Source organism: Streptomyces sp. NPDC022910 (genome assembly GCF_055561075.1).
In genome coordinates this window covers 16,873-33,745 of sequence record NZ_JBVHHL010000058.1, presented here as the reverse complement: position 1 = coordinate 33,745, position 16,873 = coordinate 16,873, and the positions used below count along the sequence as shown (strand labels likewise).

At 70.4% G+C, this 16,873-nt stretch carries 20 protein-coding genes and 4 pseudogenes; 11 read left to right on the top strand and 13 right to left on the bottom strand.

The genetic code is table 11. The features are described from left to right. The 4 genes from ACZ3TS_RS34855 to ACZ3TS_RS34840 all read left to right on the top strand — a co-directional run bounded on the left by ACZ3TS_RS34855 (window position 1) and on the right by ACZ3TS_RS34840 (window position 4,215). A complete protein-coding gene (locus ACZ3TS_RS34855) occupies window positions 1–261 on the top strand; it encodes a UBP-type zinc finger domain-containing protein (protein WP_467625834.1) in 261 nt (86 codons plus the stop codon). Continuing rightward, complete coding sequence (locus ACZ3TS_RS34850; protein WP_467625816.1) at window positions 261–2,042, top strand: FAD-dependent oxidoreductase; 1,782 nt, start codon at window positions 261–263, stop codon at window positions 2,040–2,042. Before ACZ3TS_RS34855 ends, ACZ3TS_RS34850 begins: the two co-directional genes overlap by 1 nt. Before the next feature lie 47 nt (window positions 2,043–2,089). Then, a complete protein-coding gene (locus ACZ3TS_RS34845) occupies window positions 2,090–2,587 on the top strand; it encodes an Hsp20/alpha crystallin family protein (RefSeq protein ID WP_467625815.1) in 498 nt (165 codons plus the stop codon). Between the two features lie 68 nt (window positions 2,588–2,655). Further along, window positions 2,656–4,215, top strand: a complete 1,560-nt coding sequence (locus ACZ3TS_RS34840; RefSeq protein WP_467625814.1) for an FUSC family protein — start codon at window positions 2,656–2,658, stop codon at window positions 4,213–4,215. On the opposite strand, the gene ACZ3TS_RS34835 is transcribed toward ACZ3TS_RS34840, so the two are convergent. Beyond that, the gene (locus ACZ3TS_RS34835) at window positions 4,189–4,725 is read right to left on the bottom strand and encodes a phosphate-starvation-inducible PsiE family protein (RefSeq protein WP_467625812.1); all 537 of its coding nucleotides are present in this window, start codon (window positions 4,723–4,725) and stop codon (window positions 4,189–4,191) included. The two genes, ACZ3TS_RS34840 and ACZ3TS_RS34835, sit on opposite strands and share 27 nt — an antisense overlap. Window positions 4,726–4,811: 86 nt before the next feature. Continuing rightward, the gene (locus ACZ3TS_RS34830; RefSeq protein ID WP_467625810.1) at window positions 4,812–5,174 is read right to left on the bottom strand and encodes a MerR family transcriptional regulator; all 363 of its coding nucleotides are present in this window, start codon (window positions 5,172–5,174) and stop codon (window positions 4,812–4,814) included. Window positions 5,175–5,311: 137 nt separating this feature from the next. On the opposite strand from ACZ3TS_RS34830, the gene ACZ3TS_RS34825 reads away from it, so the two are divergent. Next, entirely contained in the window at window positions 5,312–6,067 is a 756-nt protein-coding gene (locus tag ACZ3TS_RS34825; RefSeq protein ID WP_467625809.1) for an SDR family oxidoreductase, read from the top strand. A gap of 295 nt (window positions 6,068–6,362) precedes the next feature. Here the strand turns inward: ACZ3TS_RS34825 and ACZ3TS_RS34820 are convergent, their stop codons facing one another. Then, a complete protein-coding gene (locus ACZ3TS_RS34820; protein WP_467625807.1) occupies window positions 6,363–7,226 on the bottom strand; it encodes a helix-turn-helix transcriptional regulator in 864 nt (287 codons plus the stop codon). A 150-nt stretch (window positions 7,227–7,376) separates the two neighbouring features. On the opposite strand from ACZ3TS_RS34820, the gene ACZ3TS_RS34815 reads away from it, so the two are divergent. Next, window positions 7,377–8,345 carry an SDR family NAD(P)-dependent oxidoreductase gene (locus tag ACZ3TS_RS34815; protein ID WP_467625805.1) on the top strand — a complete coding sequence of 323 codons (969 nt, stop codon included), beginning with the start codon at window positions 7,377–7,379 and terminating at the stop codon, window positions 8,343–8,345. Window positions 8,346–8,601: 256 nt separating this feature from the next. Then, window positions 8,602–8,796: a hypothetical protein gene (locus ACZ3TS_RS34810; protein ID WP_467625804.1), complete on the top strand. Its 195-nt coding sequence runs from the start codon at window positions 8,602–8,604 to the stop codon at window positions 8,794–8,796. A gap of 219 nt (window positions 8,797–9,015) precedes the next feature. Here the strand turns inward: ACZ3TS_RS34810 and ACZ3TS_RS34805 are convergent. After that, a pseudogene (locus ACZ3TS_RS34805) lies at window positions 9,016–9,665 on the bottom strand (MBL fold metallo-hydrolase). Window positions 9,666–9,735: 70 nt separating this feature from the next. On the opposite strand from ACZ3TS_RS34805, the gene ACZ3TS_RS34800 reads away from it, so the two are divergent. Next, a complete protein-coding gene (locus ACZ3TS_RS34800; protein ID WP_467625803.1) occupies window positions 9,736–10,161 on the top strand; it encodes a MarR family winged helix-turn-helix transcriptional regulator in 426 nt (141 codons plus the stop codon). A 227-nt stretch (window positions 10,162–10,388) separates the two neighbouring features. Here the strand turns inward: ACZ3TS_RS34800 and rpsN are convergent, their stop codons facing one another. Further along, window positions 10,389–10,694, bottom strand: a complete 306-nt coding sequence (rpsN, locus tag ACZ3TS_RS34795; RefSeq protein ID WP_467625802.1) for a 30S ribosomal protein S14 — start codon at window positions 10,692–10,694, stop codon at window positions 10,389–10,391. Then, window positions 10,694–10,897 (bottom strand): large ribosomal subunit protein bL28, encoded by a 204-nt coding sequence (locus ACZ3TS_RS34790; RefSeq protein ID WP_467625801.1) that lies wholly within the window; start codon window positions 10,895–10,897, stop codon window positions 10,694–10,696. The genes rpsN and ACZ3TS_RS34790 overlap by 1 nt, the downstream gene beginning before the upstream one ends. Here ACZ3TS_RS34790 and ACZ3TS_RS34785 point away from each other — a divergent pair. Together ACZ3TS_RS34785 and rpsR are read left to right on the top strand one after the other, a co-directional pair. After that, window positions 10,866–11,405, top strand: a pseudogene (locus ACZ3TS_RS34785) (CobW C-terminal domain-containing protein); the annotation flags it as partial. The gene ACZ3TS_RS34790 and the pseudogene ACZ3TS_RS34785 overlap by 32 nt on opposite strands. 20 nt (window positions 11,406–11,425) lie before the next feature. Further along, the gene (rpsR, locus tag ACZ3TS_RS34780; RefSeq protein WP_467625800.1) at window positions 11,426–11,662 is read left to right on the top strand and encodes a 30S ribosomal protein S18; all 237 of its coding nucleotides are present in this window, start codon (window positions 11,426–11,428) and stop codon (window positions 11,660–11,662) included. Window positions 11,663–11,748: 86 nt separating this feature from the next. Here rpsR and infA read toward each other — a convergent pair whose 3' ends face one another. The 3 genes and pseudogenes from infA to ACZ3TS_RS34765 form a co-directional block, all read right to left on the bottom strand. Further along, window positions 11,749–11,973 (bottom strand): translation initiation factor IF-1, encoded by a 225-nt coding sequence (gene infA, locus ACZ3TS_RS34775; RefSeq protein ID WP_467625798.1) that lies wholly within the window; start codon window positions 11,971–11,973, stop codon window positions 11,749–11,751. 73 nt (window positions 11,974–12,046) lie between these two features. Then, window positions 12,047–12,844 carry a GNAT family N-acetyltransferase gene (locus tag ACZ3TS_RS34770; protein WP_467625797.1) on the bottom strand — a complete coding sequence of 266 codons (798 nt, stop codon included), beginning with the start codon at window positions 12,842–12,844 and terminating at the stop codon, window positions 12,047–12,049. Window positions 12,845–13,095: 251 nt separating this feature from the next. Next, window positions 13,096–13,275 (bottom strand): annotated as a pseudogene (locus ACZ3TS_RS34765) (GTP-binding protein); the annotation flags it as partial. Between the two features lie 6 nt (window positions 13,276–13,281). Here ACZ3TS_RS34765 and ACZ3TS_RS34760 point away from each other — a divergent pair. Next, window positions 13,282–13,651 (top strand): annotated as a pseudogene (locus tag ACZ3TS_RS34760) (cation efflux transmembrane domain-containing protein); the annotation flags it as partial. Between the two features lie 35 nt (window positions 13,652–13,686). Here ACZ3TS_RS34760 and ACZ3TS_RS34755 read toward each other — a convergent pair. The 4 genes from ACZ3TS_RS34755 to ACZ3TS_RS34740 are packed head-to-tail and all read right to left on the bottom strand — an operon-like array spanning window position 13,687 to window position 16,873. Continuing rightward, window positions 13,687–14,145 (bottom strand): Fur family transcriptional regulator, encoded by a 459-nt coding sequence (locus ACZ3TS_RS34755; RefSeq protein WP_467625795.1) that lies wholly within the window; start codon window positions 14,143–14,145, stop codon window positions 13,687–13,689. Window positions 14,146–14,158: 13 nt separating this feature from the next. Beyond that, window positions 14,159–15,037 carry a metal ABC transporter permease gene (locus ACZ3TS_RS34750; RefSeq protein ID WP_467625794.1) on the bottom strand — a complete coding sequence of 293 codons (879 nt, stop codon included), beginning with the start codon at window positions 15,035–15,037 and terminating at the stop codon, window positions 14,159–14,161. Continuing rightward, window positions 15,034–15,945 carry a metal ABC transporter permease gene (locus tag ACZ3TS_RS34745; protein WP_467625792.1) on the bottom strand — a complete coding sequence of 304 codons (912 nt, stop codon included), beginning with the start codon at window positions 15,943–15,945 and terminating at the stop codon, window positions 15,034–15,036. The genes ACZ3TS_RS34750 and ACZ3TS_RS34745 overlap by 4 nt, the downstream gene beginning before the upstream one ends. Beyond that, window positions 15,932–16,873 (bottom strand): metal ABC transporter ATP-binding protein, encoded by a 942-nt coding sequence (locus ACZ3TS_RS34740; protein WP_467625791.1) that lies wholly within the window; start codon window positions 16,871–16,873, stop codon window positions 15,932–15,934. Before ACZ3TS_RS34740 ends, ACZ3TS_RS34745 begins: the two co-directional genes overlap by 14 nt.

The window sequence follows — 16,873 nt, the reverse complement described above, 5'->3', positions numbered from 1 at the left end:
GTGACCGTACGAACCGACCCACACCTCGCCCTCGTACGCCCCGTCACCCCGCGCGCCCCGGGGTGCGAGGAATGCCTGGCCACGCGTTCCCCCTGGGTCCACCTCAGGCTCTGCCTGACCTGCGGCCACGTCGGCTGCTGCGATTCCTCGCCGAACCGGCACGCCCGCCGCCACGCCGCCGCCGACGGCCATCCGATCGCGGCGTCGCTGGAGCCCGGCGAGGACTGGCGGTGGTGCTTCGTCCACGAGGCGTTCGTGTGATGCCCGGCGACGAGACGCGGCCGGGCGCGGCGCCTGTGCGGGACGAGGCGGAGGAGAGCGTCCCCTTCGAGACCCCCGACATCTACGGTGCCTATCCCCGCCTGTCGGACGAACAGATGGCCCGCCTGGCGCAGCATGGCCGGCGGCGCGCGGTTGACGCCGGTGACGTGCTGATCCGGGAGGGGGAGCGGTGCGAGACGTTCTACGTCGTCCTCAGTGGCTCGGTCGCCATCGTCGAGGGCTACGGCACGCCGGGCGAACGCCTGCTGCGTGTGCACGGCCCTGGCCGCTTCATCGGCGAACTCGGCCTCCTGAACGGACAGGTGGCCTTCTACACCGCCGTGGTCAGGGACCCCGGCGAAATCCTCGCCCTGTCCATGGATCAGCTGCGTGACCTGGTGACCCGGGACTCCATCCTTGGTGATCTGGTGCTGCGCGCCTGCCTGGGCCGCCGTGCCCTGCTCGTCGGGCAGGGCGCCGGTTTCCGCATCATCGGCTCGCGCTACTCGCCCGACACCCGGCGGCTGCGCGAGTTCGCCGCCCGTAATCGGCTGCCGCACCGCTGGATCGATCTGGAGACGGACGAGGAGGCCGAGGCGCTGCTGCGCCGCTTCGCGGTTGGTCCGGAGCAGACGCCGCTGGTGATCTGGCGGGACACGACCTTGCTGCGCAATCCGAGCAACGCCGAACTGGCCCGGTTCATCGGCCTGCCGCCCCTGCCGTCGGGCAACGGCCGCGGCGATCTCCTCATCGTCGGCTCAGGTCCGGCCGGTCTCGCCGCCGCGGTGAACGCCGCCTCGGAGGGCCTCGGCACGACCGTGGTCGAGGCGATGGCCACCGGCGGCCAGGCCGGGACGTCCTCCCGTATCGACAACTGCTTCGGCTTCCCCTCCGGCATCTCCGGCGCCGAACTCACCGAGCGCGGGGTGCTCCAGGCGGGCAAGTTCGGCGCCCGGATCAGCGTCCCGGCGGAGGCGGCACGGCTCGAACCGCGGGACGGCCACTACGCCGTCGGGTTCGCCGACGGCAGTGAGATCACCGCCCGGACCGTCGTCCTGGCCACCGGCGCCCGCTACCGCCGCCTCCATGTGCCCGGCATCGAGCCGTTGGAGGGCGCGAGCGTCCACTACTCGGCGACCGTCTACGAAGCCCATCAGTGCCGTACCGACCCGGTGGCGGTGGTCGGCGGCGGCAACTCCGCGGGCCAGGCTGTGCTCTTCCTGGCCGGGTACGCACCGCAGGTGTATCTGCTCGTCCGTGGGCCGAGCATCGAGGCGCACATGTCCCGCTACCTGATCGATCAGATCGAGCGGCACCCGCGGGTGCGCGTGCTGCTGCACACCGAGATGACCGAGGCACTCGGCGACAAGGCGCTGGAGGCGGTCACCGTGGTCGACCACCGTACGGGCGAGCACCGTCACCTCGCGGTGCGGGCCTTGTTCGTCTTCACCGGCGCCGACCCCCACACCGAGTGGCTGTCCGGCGCGCTCGCCCTCGACGCACGCGGCTTCGTGCTCACCGGAGCGGAGGCGCAGGCCTGCTCCGTTCCCGAACTGTGGCAGAGCCAGGGCCGCGACTGCCTGACGTTGGAGACCAGTCTGCCCGGCGTCTTCGCCGCCGGCGACGTCCGCAGCGGCTCGGTGAAACGCGTGGCCTCCGCGGTCGGCGAAGGTGTGATGAGCATCCACTTCGTGCACCGCTACCTGGGCCACACGGCCGCGCCCGGCGGCACCGACAGCTCCCCGCACACCCGTCCGAAGGAGTCCGCTTGGCTCGCATGACACCCAGCGGGCGACGAGATCACGAGAAGGAGAAGGAGGCGATGGGAATGACCACGCCCGTCCGGCGCCCCCGCGGTGGCGCAATGCAGGACAGGCCCCTTGGCTGGGCACGCAATCCGCTGACCGAGTTCGATCAACTGCTCAGCGAGATGAGCGGACTGATCGAATCCACGGTGGGAGGCGCGGCGCCCGCAGTCGCGTGGACACCCCTGGCGGATGTCACGGAGTCCGACGACGCCTTCCACGTCGAGATCGAACTCCCCGGCGTCAAGAGCAAGGACATCAACGTCGAAGCGAACGGCCAGGAGTTGGTGGTCACCGGAGAGATCAAGGAGAAGGAACGCAAAGGCGTCCTGCGCCGGAGCACCCGCCGCACCGGAGCCTTCGAGTACCGGCTGCGGCTGCCCGGAGAGGTCGACACCGAAAAGATCAGTGCGCAGATGTCGGACGGGGTGCTCACCATCACCGTCCCCAAGGCCGAGGTCGCAAAGCCCCGGCACATCGAGATCAGCGAGACGAGTGAAAGCACCGAGAGTAGCGGCTGAGACGCGAGCGCCGCGGTTCCGGGCACCCATCCGGCACCGCGACCGCCCCGTTCGACCCGGAGCCGTTGATGACGGCCCGGGACGCGGCCGCCGTGACGCCGTCACAGGCCCGCACCCGTCCCCCCGTCCTCCACGGCCCCCGGGGGCTCGCCGAGCGCATTCGGCCGGTCGTCGCCGCGCTCGCCGACCCGGACGTCGGCGCCCCGGCGGAGGGCCCCGGGCGGGACCGCGCGCGGGAATTGCTCGACGCGGCCGCCGACGTCCTGGACGCGGCCGCCCGTTCGATCCGCCGCGGCACTCCCGCCGAGGTGCCGCCCAGGAGCGCGGACGTCCTGCGCGTCGACGAGGAGCACGAGGTGCTGGAGGGCCCCGCGCGGCAGGCCGCCGAGCGGCTCGTGGAACTGTTCGGCGAGGCGTTGGAGGTCGCCGGGAGCGGCGGCGCGCGCGGGAAGACGCCCACGCCGCCCGGCCCCGCGAGCGCCCAGTTCCTGGTGCGCCCGACAATGTTCCGGCTGCTCCCGGTCGTCGTCCGGGCGGTCCGCCGTGAGCTCCGCCGGGACTCGCCCGTGTTCCGGCACGCCGTCCGCCTGGCGGCGGTGGCCACGCTCGGCTGTCTGATCGCCGCCCGGCTACCCCTGGGCCACGGCTACTGGGCGCCCATCGCCTCGGTGATGGTGATGCGGCCGGACTTCCACCGGACGTACGCGCGTGCGGTGGCCCGTCTCGCCGGAACCCTGGCGGGGGTCGCGCTCGCCACCGGGATGGTGCGGGCCCTGGGTCCGGACGCCCATGTGTTCGGCGCGCTGGCGGTGGTCTCGGCAGGTCTGTCGTACACGCTGATCCGTACCGGCTACGCCTACTCCCAGTGCTTCACTGCCGCGTACGTCGTCTTCCTGCTCGGCATGGGCGGCCAGGCATGGGAGCAGACGGTCCCGGAGCGGGTGGTGCTCACCCTGCTCGGCGGGACCCTGGCAATGCCGGCGTACGTGTTGTTCCCCGCATGGGAGACGCCCCGGCTGCCGGGCCGGCTTGCGGACTGGCTCGCCGCCAACGGCCGCTACGCGGCCGCAGTGCTCCGCAGCTACGCCGAACCGACCAGGGAGCATCGCGCCGACATGCGCAGGGCCCTGCTGGCGAGCAGGGAGGCACGTGCCGCCTGGCAGGAGGCCTACGACCAGGCAAGGCATGAACCGGTCCGCCCCAGGGGGCTGACGTCGCGCGAGGCGCAGGAGGCGCAGGAGGCGCTCAAGCGGTTCGGCCGGGCGGCGATGCTCATGGAGAGCCACGTCCCGCGGGCCGACGGCCGTTTCGTCCCCGAGGCGAAGCGGTTCGCCGAGGCCCTGGAGGCCGACACCGAGCAGGCGGCAGTCGACGTGCGCGAGCACAGGAATCCGGACTGGGGGCACGTGGAAGAAGCGCTCCACGCGTGGGAGGGCGCCGCCGGGGACCGGAGCCCGGTGGTGCGGCGCGGGGCGGAACTGCAGAAGCGGGCCCTGGAGGACCTCGCGACGGCCGTGAGCCGCACACCCCTGGAACGGGACGTCGGCTCTGCTCGCGAGGAGCAGCGGGTGCGGGCGGCCGTGGCTGCGGAAGGTGACGGATCAGGACCCGCGGACCGGGGTGGGTGACGGCTCCGGCGACGGGGAGCGCCGCGCCTCCTGGAGCGGGAAGTAGTCTCCCGGCCGCGTCGAGCGCCGCCACACGTACACCGCTGTCGCCATCACGAGGATCAGCCCCGCCAGGATGAGCAGTTCGATCCCCTCCACGTTCCACCGGAAGGACTTCTCCGCCTCGGCCGTCACGATGAGCACCTTGCGGATGCCGGCAATCAGGCCGACAACGAGGAACGGCTCCGCGTCGAGGGTCTGGTTCCTGATGGTGAGGCGGACGGTGTGGAGCAGTTCGGCCACGATGAACAGCACAAGGCCGTTGTCCAAGGCGGAGAGAACGACCGTCTCCTCGCTGTACGGCCCCTGGATCGACCTGATGACGTCGTGGACCACCCCGGCGGTCAGGAGCCCCGCGAGCAGTACGAGAAGCGCCGCGACGACGAGGTGGATGCCGTCCTCGATGAGCTGCAGAAGGCCCTGTACCCGGCCGCCCTCGATCTTCGGGAGAATGGGTCGCACAGTCAGCATGCTAGGGGTGCCCCGGCCCGCAGGCGCGTCGTGCTGCCGAACGGGTGGACGGGCGGGTGGACGAGCGGATCCTCCCCGATGCGTGATCAGCTGGCCGGTTCCTCGGCCTGGCGTGCAGTGGCTTCCGCTATCAACGAGGTGAGTCTGTTGCGGGTGACCTCAAGCGACCTGGCCTGGGCGTCGATGCGGTCCCGTTCCTCCTGCAGCCTGGCCACCATCGCGGCGGTGACGAAGCCGCTGTGCACACAGGGCAGCAGCTGGCGAATCGATGGGCTGTTCAAGCCCGCCGCGAAGAGGGCCTGGATCCACCGCACGCGTGCGACCGCGTCGTCGGCGTAGATGCGCTGCCCGCTGGCAGTGCGCTCCGAGGTGAGCAGGCCATGCTCCTCGTAGTAACGCAACGAGCGCGTGCTGACTCCGGCAGCTGCTGCGACTTCACCGATGCGCAACCTCGCCCTCCTCCGGTCCGGTGACCATGTCCGACGTGCACTTGCCCTTGACGCTAGCGTCAAGTCTTAGCGTAGCGGCTGCAGGGCCTTGGGCCCGCGTGACTGTTTCAGGAATTTCCGAGAAAGAAAGCCGGAGCATGCAGATTCAGAACAGCGTCGCGCTCGTCACCGGAGCGAACCGTGGCATCGGTCGCGCCTTCACGCAGGAGCTGCTGCGCCGCGGAGCGGCAAAGGTCTACGCGGCGGCCCGAAATCCGGAATCGATCGATCTTCCCGGCGTCGAGCCGCTGCCGCTCGACATCACCGACCGGGGCCAGGTCGAGGAAGTTGCACGCGTCGCGTCGGACACCACGCTGCTCATCAACAATGCGGGGACCAGCAGCTACGCTCCCCTGGTCACCGGAGACCTGTCGGACATCCACCGCGAGATGGACACCAATTACTTCGGTGCTCTGCATATGGTGCGCGCCTTTGCGCCGCACCTGGCGGCCAACGGCGGTGGTGCCATCCTCAACGTTCTGTCCGTCATGGCCTGGCTCGGCTACGAGAACTCCGGGGGCTACAGCGCTTCGAAGGCGGCGATGTGGGCCTTGACCAATTCCACCCGCATCGAGCTGGCCGGTCAGCGCACTCAGGTGACCGGCCTGATTCTGGCCAGCACCGACACCGACATGATGGCCGGGTTCGACGTGCCCAAGAACCGGCCTGAGGACGTGGTGGCCGCGGCTCTCGACGGTGTACAGGCCGGAGCTCTGGAAGTCATCGCAGACGCCCAGAGCGCCACGGTCAAGGCAAGCCTCGCGAAGGATCCCGCGGAGACCTATCCGCAAGCGGTCCCGCATCGTTGGTGTGTTTCTGGCTTCGTGCCCGGAGCAGCTGGCTCACGGCAGTAGGCGGCGGCGCGGCGACCACGTGCGGAAGACCGCGGGGACGGAGCGAAGAGAGTGGCCTGCCATCCGCGGGTTGTCGGCCAGGCCCATATCCGCGCTTCTTCCGATCCAAGCCGTGAGTGGTGGCCGAAGGCCACGAAGGACTGGTTGCAGCCGGGTGTCCCGGTTGCTTTACGCCCTGCTACGCCGGTACCCACACACGGTGACCGGTGTCACCTGGGTGACCTCGATCGAGGGCCTCTAGTGGTCCGCGGCAGTGAGATTGCGCAGTCGGCTGGGCGAGCCCAGCAGCCGTCGCTCAGGGGAGCGTGGCCGCGGTACGGCCACCTGTGACACGAAGAAGGTCCAGCTTCCCCGCGTCGCTGCTTCCGGTCGCTGCCGTGTAGGTGACCATGCGCAGGTCCGCGCCCGGGACGATGAGGACATCGCAATCAAGCAGGATGTCGCCGATCTCCGGATGCCTGATCGTCTTCTGCTCGCTCGCGTGCGGGGTCGGCGACGCCGTGGCCCAGTGGCGGGCAAAGGCGTCGGACGATTCCCGCAGCTCCCGCACGAGGCGATCGAGCCGGGCGTCTGCAGGGTAGCGCGAGGTGGCCTCCTTGAGGTCGGCGACGATCGACGCCGCGAAGGCGTCCGCGCCGCGCTCGGACCGGATGGGGCGCAGCGCGGCGCGGGCCGGGCCGTCGCCGAACAGGGCACGGGCGATGTTGCGCTCACCGGCCGGGAGTTCGGCAGCGTCGCCGTGCAGGGCGCTCCACATGGTGTTCCACCACACCAGGGTCCAGTCGGCGGTGAACACCCCGATCGGGACGTCGCCCAGGCGCGCGGCGAGCCGCTGGATGCCCGGCGGCACATGCGCGTTGACCGTCCCGTCCTGCGGCGGCAGCAGGCCGGCGCTGCGGTACAGCTGGTCGCGCTCGGCGCGGGAGAGCTGAAGGGCCCGGGCCAGCGCGCCGACGACCTGGGCCGAGGGGCGCTTCGCGCGTCCCTGTTCCAGGCGCAGGACGTAGTCGACCGAGAGCCCGGCCAGCTGCGCGAGCTCCTCGCGGCGCAGTCCGGGGGCACGACGGCCGTCCGTCACGGGGAAGCCGGCGTCGGCCGGGGAAAGGCGGTCGCGCCAGCCGCGCAGGAAGGCGGCGAAATCCGAGCGTGAGGAAGCCATGACCTCATTCTCGCCGTCCGGCGCCGTATCAGCCTGGGTACTGCCAGTCCTAGTGACGGGGACGGCACTGGTTGACGGTGGCGCGAGCGGCGACCTTGGTGGTGCGACACCGACCGGGTGCCCACCGACTGACCAGTGAAGGAGCCTCCCATGAAGCACACCATCGTGATGACGGGCGCGAGCCGCGGGATCGGCCGCATCGCCGCCGAGCAGATCCTGAGCCAGTCGCCCGACGTGCACCTCCTCGTCGTGGCCCGCGACTCCTCCGGCGCCCAGCTCGCCGCGGAACTCGCCACGGGCGGGCACACCGTCTCGCACGTCTCCGCGGACCTCGGCTCGCTGGCCAGCGTCCGCTCGGCCGCCACCGAGATCCGCGACCGGCTCGACCGCGGTGAACTCCCGCCGCTGCGCGGCTTCGTGGGCAACGCGGGCGTCCAGTACACGAACGCGCTCACCGAGGGCCCCGATGGATTCGAGGCCACCTTCGCCGTCAACGTGCTCGCCAACCACCTGTTCGTCCGCCTGCTGAAGGACCACTTCGCCGCACCCGCCCGGATCGTGATCACCGCCAGCGACACCCACTTCGGCGACTTCAAGCACAACATGGGCATGGTCCCCGGACCGGCCTGGAACTCTCCCGACGCCCTCGCACGCACCGGCGCGTTCCCCAAGCCGCACACGACCACCGCAGGACGCACGGCGTACTCGACGAGCAAGCTGGCCACCATCTACCTCGTGCACGAGTACGCTCGCCGCCTGCCCGCCGGGATCGACGCCGTCACCTACAACCCGGGGCTCGTCCCCGGCACCGGCCTCGCCCGCAACGCGGGCCCCGTCTCCCGGTTTGCGATGCGCCGCATCATGCCGGTGATGACCCTCACCCCGTTCGCCACCAGCCGCACCGCCGCGGGCCGCTACCTCGCCGACGTCGTCCTCGGCACCACCCAGGCGCCGACCGGCTCCTACGTCGACCGCAGCCGCGAGGACCGCTCGTCGAACGAGTCCTACGACCCGCAGCGCGAAGGCGAACTCTGGGACGCCGCCGAACGGTTCACCGCCGCGTACACCGCCAGCGCGGATGCGTTCTCGGGTGACGTGCTGAGTGGTTCACTCCGATAGATCGAGCAGCGACACTTCAGGTGCTCCCACTCTCTCACTGCCTCGTTTGCTGCCCCGGCGTTCCACTCCTGGTCATCGAGACGATCAGCCAACCGACCGGCGCCCGCCACCCGCAAGACCGCCTCTCCCACGGTCCAGGTCGGGGGTCGTCGGGATCAGATGTACCGGCTGGCGCTGATTCGCCCGGTTAACCGCTGTCCGTCGTCGCGTGTTTCGGTGACGCCGACTGGAATCGGCAGCAGGTGGTGGGCGGGGAGTGGCGGACTGCGTCGACTACATCGAGCAGACCACCCGCCACGGCAGGCAGGTCGCCGTCCTCATCCCGCAGGTGGAACCCCTGCACAGCCGCTACCGGATTCTCCAGAGCCAACGCGGCATCCTCATGGCCGGCCTGCTGAGCGCCCGCAGCGACGTGGTCGTCTGCCTGCTCAAACTCCCGCTGAACCTGTGACCACCAGCCCTCACGTGACCACGTCAGCAAGTTGGCTTCGGTGGTTTGCGGCGGTGTGGCTTTCGGCGAGATTCTCCCCGCCGGCCCCGGATCGGTGAGACCACGACCAGCAGCTGCAGAAGTTGGGTGACGTGTTCGCCGGGCGGGACGCGGCTTCCCCCGCGAAACCGCCCGACACACTGTAAAGGGGCGGTAGTTACGCCTCCGGATGCGGGGGCCTCAGCCGATCTGGGCAGTCGCGCCTGAGGTCAGGCGGTGGTAGCGCGCTGCGACACCGGGGCCGTGGTCGCCCAGGAAGCCGCCGACCATCGCGGTGCCGATGTCGTTGAGGGCGCCGTCGTGAATGGCGTAGGCGTCCTGCGGGGCGACCTCCCGGACGTAGTCGATCAGGTGGCCGACGGTGGACCACGGGGCGTGCACCGGCAGCAGCAGCGTGCCGACGGTGGCGTCGGGGACGGTCAGGGCGTCTCCAGGGTGGAAGAGGACGTCGTCGATGAGGAAGCCGATGTTGGCGATGCGCGGGATGTCGGGGTGGATGACCGCGTGCCAGGTGCCGTGGACCTTCACATCGAAGCCGGCCGCGGTGAACGTCTCGCCTTCGCCGACGGCGGTGACCCGGGTGCCGAGGCCGTCCAGCTGCTTGGCGACAGCGGAGTTGGTCCAGATGTGCAGGGCCGGGTTGTGCTGAGCCGCCCGGCGCAGCGTCTCCTCCGAGAAGTGGTCGAAGTGCTCATGCGTGACCAGGACGGCGTCGGCGCGGTCCAGTGCCGTCGGCTCGGTCAGGCCACCCGGTCCACAACCAGGCGGCGACCGTCCTTCTCGATGCGGACGCAGGCGTGACCGAACTTGGTGAGCTGCACGGTTGGCATCCTTCCACTTGGGAAAACTATACAACTTAACTGTACACCTAAGTTCCGTGGATCCGGGTAGGATGCAGGCATGGACGAGGATGTGCTGGCCGAAGACCTGCGACAGTCGATCGGGGAACTGGTCCGAGCGGTGCGCGCCGTGGACACCATGCCTCCCGGGGAGGCGGCCGCACTCGGCTTCCTCGACCGAAGCGGCCCGCTGACCACGGCCGACCTCGCCCACCGACGCGGCGTGACGCACCAGTCGGCCGCCAAGTCCGTGAAAGAACTCATCAGCGACGGCCTGGTGCACACCGAACCCCACCCCAGCGACGGCCGCAAACTCCTCTTGCACATCACCGACGCCGGCCGCGCCCGCCTGCAGTACGAACGTTCGCAGCGCGCCCGCGCCCTCAACGCTGCCATTCGCGACACGTTCAGCCTCGACGAGCAACAGCAACTACGCGACTGCGTTGCCCTGCTGTCCCGCCTGACCGCACGCCTCGCCGGAAAGTGACCGGGCGGCGCCCGGTGACCTGGTGCAGCCATGGCAAGCCGACGCCCAGCCGGCTCCCGCACCACTCACGGCAGTTCGGACTGCGGTGGCTCCGTCGTGAAGAGCGGAGCCACCACCCCAGCTCGGCGGTGGACTTGATGATGCGCTCGGCCAGGGTCTTGGCGACGTCAGGCTTCTTCAGGGTGTAGATCGCGTCCTGTACGGTCCAGGTGGTCTGGCGTGCCGGGTCACCAACTGCTGTTGGTCACGCCAGGGAGCTCGCCCGCGTGGGCCATTTCGCGTACGCGGATGCGGGACAGGCCGAAGGCGCGCAGGTAGCCGCGGGGGCGGCCGTCCACGGAGTCGCGATTGCGCAGGCGGGTGGCGCTGGCGTCGCGGGGATGTCGGCGTAGTTTCCGCTGGGCGGCGGCGCGGTCCTCGTCGGAGCTTTCGGGGAACGCGATGATCGCCTTCAATGCGGCGCGGCGCGCGGCGTATCGGACCACGATGAGGCGCCGCTGGTCGTTCTTCGCGATCTTGCTCTTCTTCGCCATCAGACCTTCCCTCCACGGGCGCGGATGCGGGCCACCGCGGCCTCGATGCCGATCGTGTCGACCGTCTTGATGCCCTTGGCGGGCGCGAGCCGGACGTGCCGGCCTTCACTCGGCAGCCAGTAGCGCTTGCTCTGGATGTTGGGGTCGAAACGGCGCTTGCTCCGCCGGTCTGCTCTAGGGGCAGCGCTGTTGGCGGGCTTCAACGTGGCAGCGGCCGCCGCCCATGTGCATCCTGCGTGCGCGCTGCTGCCGCAATCGTGCGACGAGCACGGTGTGAGCACCTTCCTCTGGCGGCGCGAACGGCCCTTCCATCCGCAGCGCCTGTACGCGGCGCTTGAGGACCTGACCTGCGCCGCCGCGCGCAGCCGGGGGCGGTTCTGGCTGGCGGACCGCCCCGACACACTGCTGTCCTGGGACGCTGCCGGCGGCGCGCTGTGCGTGGAGTCGGCCGGGCCCTGGCTGGCAGCTCTGCCCGACGCCGCCTGGGAGATGGTGCCCGCCGAGCGCCGCCTCGCCGCCTCCGTGGACTGGCACCCGGAACACGGCGACCGCTGCCAGTACCTCACCTTCTCCTCGCCCGGCCTGGACCGCGACGGCCTGTCGGCCCTGCTCGACTCATGCCTGCTCACCGACGACGAGTACGCGGCGGGCAGGGGCCGCTGGAAGCAACTCCCGCACGCCTTTGACGACTTGCTTGACCAAGTGACCTGAAAGAGAGGACCGACCTCACCATGACTCGACGCACAAGCATCCGGCGTCAGACTGCCAAGCGTCAGCGCATCAACCCACTGGACGCCGCCGGCATCACCTACATCGAATACAAGGACACCGATTTGCTGCGGAAGTTCATCTCCGACCGCGGAAAGATCCGCAGCCGTCGGGTGACCCACGTGACGCGTCAGCAGCAGCGGCAGATAGCGCAGGCCATCACACGAGAGATGGCGCTCCTGCCCTATGGCTCCCGATAGGGCGATGGCCACGTGCGGGAGGCAGCAGAACCACCGCGGCTTCTGATTGTCCTACCGGATGGTCTCGAAGGCGTTGGCGCCTTCCGTTACGTCCTGTACCGGTAGCGGATCCGGCCGCGGGTGAGGTCGTAGGGGCTGAGTTCCACGAGCACTCGGTCGTAAGGGAGGATCTTGATGCGGTTCTTCCGGATCTTCCCGCTGATGTGGGCGAGCACCGTGTGCCCGTTCTGGAGCTCCACCTTGAAGGTGGCATTGCGCAGGCACTCGACGACGGTGCCTTCGGCTTCTACGCCCCCTGCTGCCTTTGTCATGGTCTCTCACTTCTCCCGTTCTGTGACGGCGAATTCGGTAGGGAACGGTCGCTCGGTGCGATGTGGCGGCGCGTCAGTGGCGGACGAGTTCCAGGGTGCTGGCCGCGCGCCGGGCACCGATGCTCTCGAACAGGGCGGTGGCCGCCGCGTTGGACTCGTTCACCTCGGCCCATGCCGAAGCGGTCCCGGAGTGGTGCAGCGAACCCAGCGCGTGGGCCAGCAGCGCCCGGGCGATGCCGCGGCGGTGTCTGTCGGTCCGGACGGCGATCAGTCCGATCCGTGGCTGCCGGGTCAGCGGTGCCACCCGGACCAGTCCCACGTACTGGTCCAAGTGCCTTGCCACCGCGTCCTTCGACGGGTCGATCAGGGTGGTCCCCGCCGGGCGGGGCAGTACCTCGGCCGGCATCGTCTGCCATCCGACGGTGGCCTCGACCTCGTAGCGGATGAGGCGGTCGAGGGCGCGCAGCGGGCCCTCCTGCGCCTCACGGGCGGGCACGATCGTCACGCCGGACGGGGGCCGTACCGAGCCGAGCCCGGTGATCTGCGGGTCGGTGCGCACGAGATAGCCCCACTCGCGGCGTGCGGTGGCGAAGCCGGCCCGCTCCCAGGCGGACCTCGAGTTGTGGTCGGCCTCGTCGACGACGGTGTACAGCGGTGTCGGCAGGTCCGCCAGCATCGCGTCGGCAATGCGGTCGAAGACCGCGCCGTGCCACGCGTCGATGCTTACGAAGAGCCGCCCGTCGGGCCGACACGAAGCGACGCCGCGGCCGACCGTCAGGTTGTCCTCCACAGCGTGCCACTGCGTTTCCGAGACCCGCGTGACCACAACCGGATGGTTGTCCGTGCCCGGAGCGGAATGCACAAAGTTCATAGGTGTTGCCTCTCAGGAGTGCCTTGTCTGAGGCGCTCCCGGCGACACCTACGTCAATCGCCCACCGTGACGACATGGGGGAGCACCCACATGGATACAGCCTTCATGGGTCTCGCCTCCTCGCGTTCTCTCACGGCTGCCCAGACGCTATCAGCGGGGGCCGGTCAGCCCAACGCATTTATCCGGAGCTCTTGGTGTCCATACCGGGCCGGGCGGCGCCGTGGCTGGGTTCGCCGCCCGGCCTGGGGTCATCAGGGGCCCGCCACGAGTTCGGGATGCTCATGCTCGCAGGTGTCGTCGATGCCGTAGGTGTCCCAGGTGGGGAACGGGTCCGTGGACGGCAGGCTCTCGCCGTGGGCCATGAGGCAGTCGGTCAGTGCCGCGTGCAGTGCGTCCGCGTGCAGGTGCGTGCCGATAAAGACCAGTTCCTGGCACTCGCCACGCGCTCCCTGCCCGGCATCGTGCTGGCTGCCCTCTCGCTCGCGGTCATGCCGGTCCTGTCCGCGGCCCAGCGCCGCGCCGGACGGGAACTCGGCTCCGCATCCGCCGTGGCCGACTCCAAGCAGAGCCTGCTGTGCACCTACCTGTCGGCGGTGCTGCTGGTGGGCCTTGTCGCGGGCGCCGTGTTCGGCTGGTCGTGGGCCGATCCGCTCGCAGCCCTGGTCATCGCCGCGGTCGGTGAAGGAGGGGCGCGACGCGTGGCGTGGGCAGGGGTGCTGCGCGACGCCGGCGGCCGTCGCGCCGGGCGCGGACCGGCGGGAGGCGGATGCCTGCGGCCGTGCTTCGGGGTGCGACTGCTGCCCTTGAGAGAGGACACTCCGGAGAGCGAGTGGCGCGGGCGTTCACCGGCGCTCGTCCGCCTCCGGCCCTCGGCCGCAGTCCGGGCACACCCCGGACAGCTCCACCGTGTGCCAGACCTTTGTGAACCCGGAGGTTTGCGCGATGGTGTCGGCCCAGTCCTCCACCGGGCCGGAGTTGACGGGCCGGCTCAGGCCGCATTCGGTGCAGATGAGGTAGTGGCGGTGTTCGGGTCCCGGGCGGTAGCGGAAGAGGCGTTCACCGCTGGTGTCGCGCACCATGTCGGCCCGGCCGACGCCGGCCAGGGCGGTCAGCGTGCGGTAGACCGTGGACAGGCCGACCGGCGAGCCGGCGGCGGCGAGCTGGTTGTGAAGGGCTTGGGCGCCGACGAAGCCGTCGGCCCGGATGAGCGCCTCGACCACGACGGTGCGTTGCTGGGTGAGGCGGCCGATCAGCGTGACGTCGTGCGACGGGGTGGGGGTCCACTGGCGGTTGGGTGCCATGGGGTGCCTTCGCTCATGCGCCGGTGGGGGCGGCGGTGTGCGTACCAGCCGTACGAGGATCGGAGGTGGGCCGTCGTATCAGGAACGTCGCGGCGTAGACAGCTGTGGCGGCGGCCATGATGGCGAAGCTCGGCGGCATCTTCGGCACCGCGTACGAGGTGAACAGCCCCACCCACATCTCCAGTACCGCCAGGCCGGCGGAGAGGGCGAGCGCACGGTAGGGGCGGTCGGTAACCCGGATCGCGGCTCCCGCCGGGGCGGCGAGCAGGCCGAGCAGGAGCAGGGAACCGACCGCCTGGGTGGCCTCGGCGGCGCTGATCCCGGCCAGGGCGAGGAAGCCGTAGCCGAGCAGCCGGACCGGTACCCCGCGGGCTGCGGCCACGGCCTCGTCGAGTGTGGCGAACAGCAGCGGCCGGGCGATGAGGACCACCAGCAGGCCGACCCCGGCTGCCACCAGAGCGGCGACGACTGCGCTGCTGGAGGAGATGCCGAAGATGGAGCCGAACAGCACACTCACCCCAGCGGTGCCGTTCGTGGTGCTGCGCGAGGTCGTGTAGAGCGTGATGAAGAACGCGCCCAGGCCCAGGATCCAGGAGAAAACGCTCCCTATGACCACGTCGTCGGGTCGCGCCTTGCGGCCGAGGGTGCCGAAGAGCAGCGCCATGGCGATGGTGGCGGCGAACAGCCCGAGGCGAAGGTCGGCGCCGAAGGCGAGGGCGGCCATCGCGCCGGTGAAGGCGACGTGGCTGAGCGCGTCGCCGGTGAAGACCTGGGCCCGCAGCACCAGGAAGTAGCCGACCAGTCCGCAGGCGGCGGCGATGGCGGTCCCGGCGAGGAAGGCGTGCAGGAAGAACGGGTGGGACAGCGGGGACGCGGAGAGCAGGACGGTCATGCGATCACCTCCTTGGCAGCGGGCGTGGCCCCGGCCCGGGTGCGACCGAGTACCTCGCGCAGCGAGCGCCGGCCCAGCGCGAGCAGGTATCCGGCGAAGGCGATGGTCGTCACGAAGAAACCCAGAGGGTAGGGCGAGTAGTAGGCGGCGGTCAGCCCTAGCCAGGTCGCGGCGAAGGCCAGCAGGACGGCCAGGGCCAGACTCAACGCCGGGCGGGCGGTGAGAACTTGCGCGGTGGCGGCCGGGATCACCATGAGGGCGAAGACCAGAAGGGTCCCGGTGATCTGGCTCGCCTCTGCGGTGGCCGCACCGAGCAGGACGAGGAAGACCACCGACAGGGCACGTACCGGCACCCCGCGCCCGCCGGCCACCTGCGGGTCGACCGACGCGAACAGCAGCGGCCGCCCGATCAGCGCCAGCACCGCGAGCACCACCGCACCGACCACCGTCAGAACGGTCACCTGGGAAGAGGTGATTCCCAGGAAGGTGCCGAACAGGATGGTCTGCGGACCCTCCAACAGCCCCCGGTACAGAGCGGTGAACAGGAACCCGGACGCGAGCAGGAACGCCTGCACCGTCCCGGTCAGCGCCGACTCCTCGTGCTCACCGCCACCCCGCAGGGCCGCGATGACCAGCGCGGCGGCCACACACAGCGTGAAATAGCCGTAGACCGCGCTGAACCCGAGCAGAAGCGCCCCGGCGGCGCCCGGGAAGGCGACCGCGGAGACGGTGTGCGCGGCGAACGTCTGCCGCCGCAGCACCACGAACCACCCCACGACCGCCGACACCACGGCCACGACCGTGCCCGCGCGGAACGCGTTGACCATGAAGGGGTAGGACCACATGTCCTGGAAGTCGGTCAGGAGGTTCCACGACCAGGTTGGTGCCCCTGTCTCAGCCAGCAGCATGACCGCTCCCCGGGGTGTCGTGCCGGTCGGTGTGCACGGCCGGTGCCTCCGGCTGGCCCACCACGACCAGCCGCCCGTCCGAGGTCTGCAGCACCTCGACCGGAGTGCCGTACAGCCGGGTCAGCGTCTCGGAGGTGATGACCTCGGTCGGTGTGCCTGCGGCGGCGCCGCCCTCGGCCACGTACACCACCCGGTCCAGGTGGTGCAGTATCGGGTTCACGTCATGGGCGACCATGACCACCGACACGCCCTCGTGATGGCAGATGCGCCCGATCAGCGCCGCGACGGCGCTCTGGTTGGGCAGGTCGAGGCTGTCCAACGGCTCGTCGAGCAGTAGGAGTTCGGGCCTGCGGACCAGTGCCTGGGCGATCAGTAGGCGCTGCTGCTCGCCGCCCGAACACTGCCCGATGGGCCGGTGTGCGTACGCCGACGCCCCGACCAGCTCGATCACCTCGTCCACCCGCGCGCGGGCGGACCGCCGACGCGCGCTCGGGAACGGCAGCGGCACCCCCCACCGGTCACCGTCGAGGCCCATGCGCACCACATCGACACCGCGGATGCGCAGATTGGCGTCGAAGCTCCGCCGCTGCGGCAGGTAGCCGATGCGCTCGTTGGCCTGCCCGGGCCGGGTGCCAAGCACGCGTACCTCGCCGGCCGCTGTCGGCAGCGCGCCGAGCAGGACCTTGATCATGGTGGACTTGCCGACGCCGTTGGGGCCGAGCACGGCGGTGAACTCGCCGGCCCCGATGCGAAGGTCCACACCCGACCACAGCGTCCGGCCGCCGACCCGCACGGCGGCCCCGTGCAGGGCGACCACCGGATCGCTTCCTGTTCCCGTGGCCGTGTCGTGCCCGCCGCTTCGGCGGCTGGGGACGGTGTGGCCGCTGGTGTGTGTGACGGCTTCGCGGGCCTTCGCTATCGGGTTCAT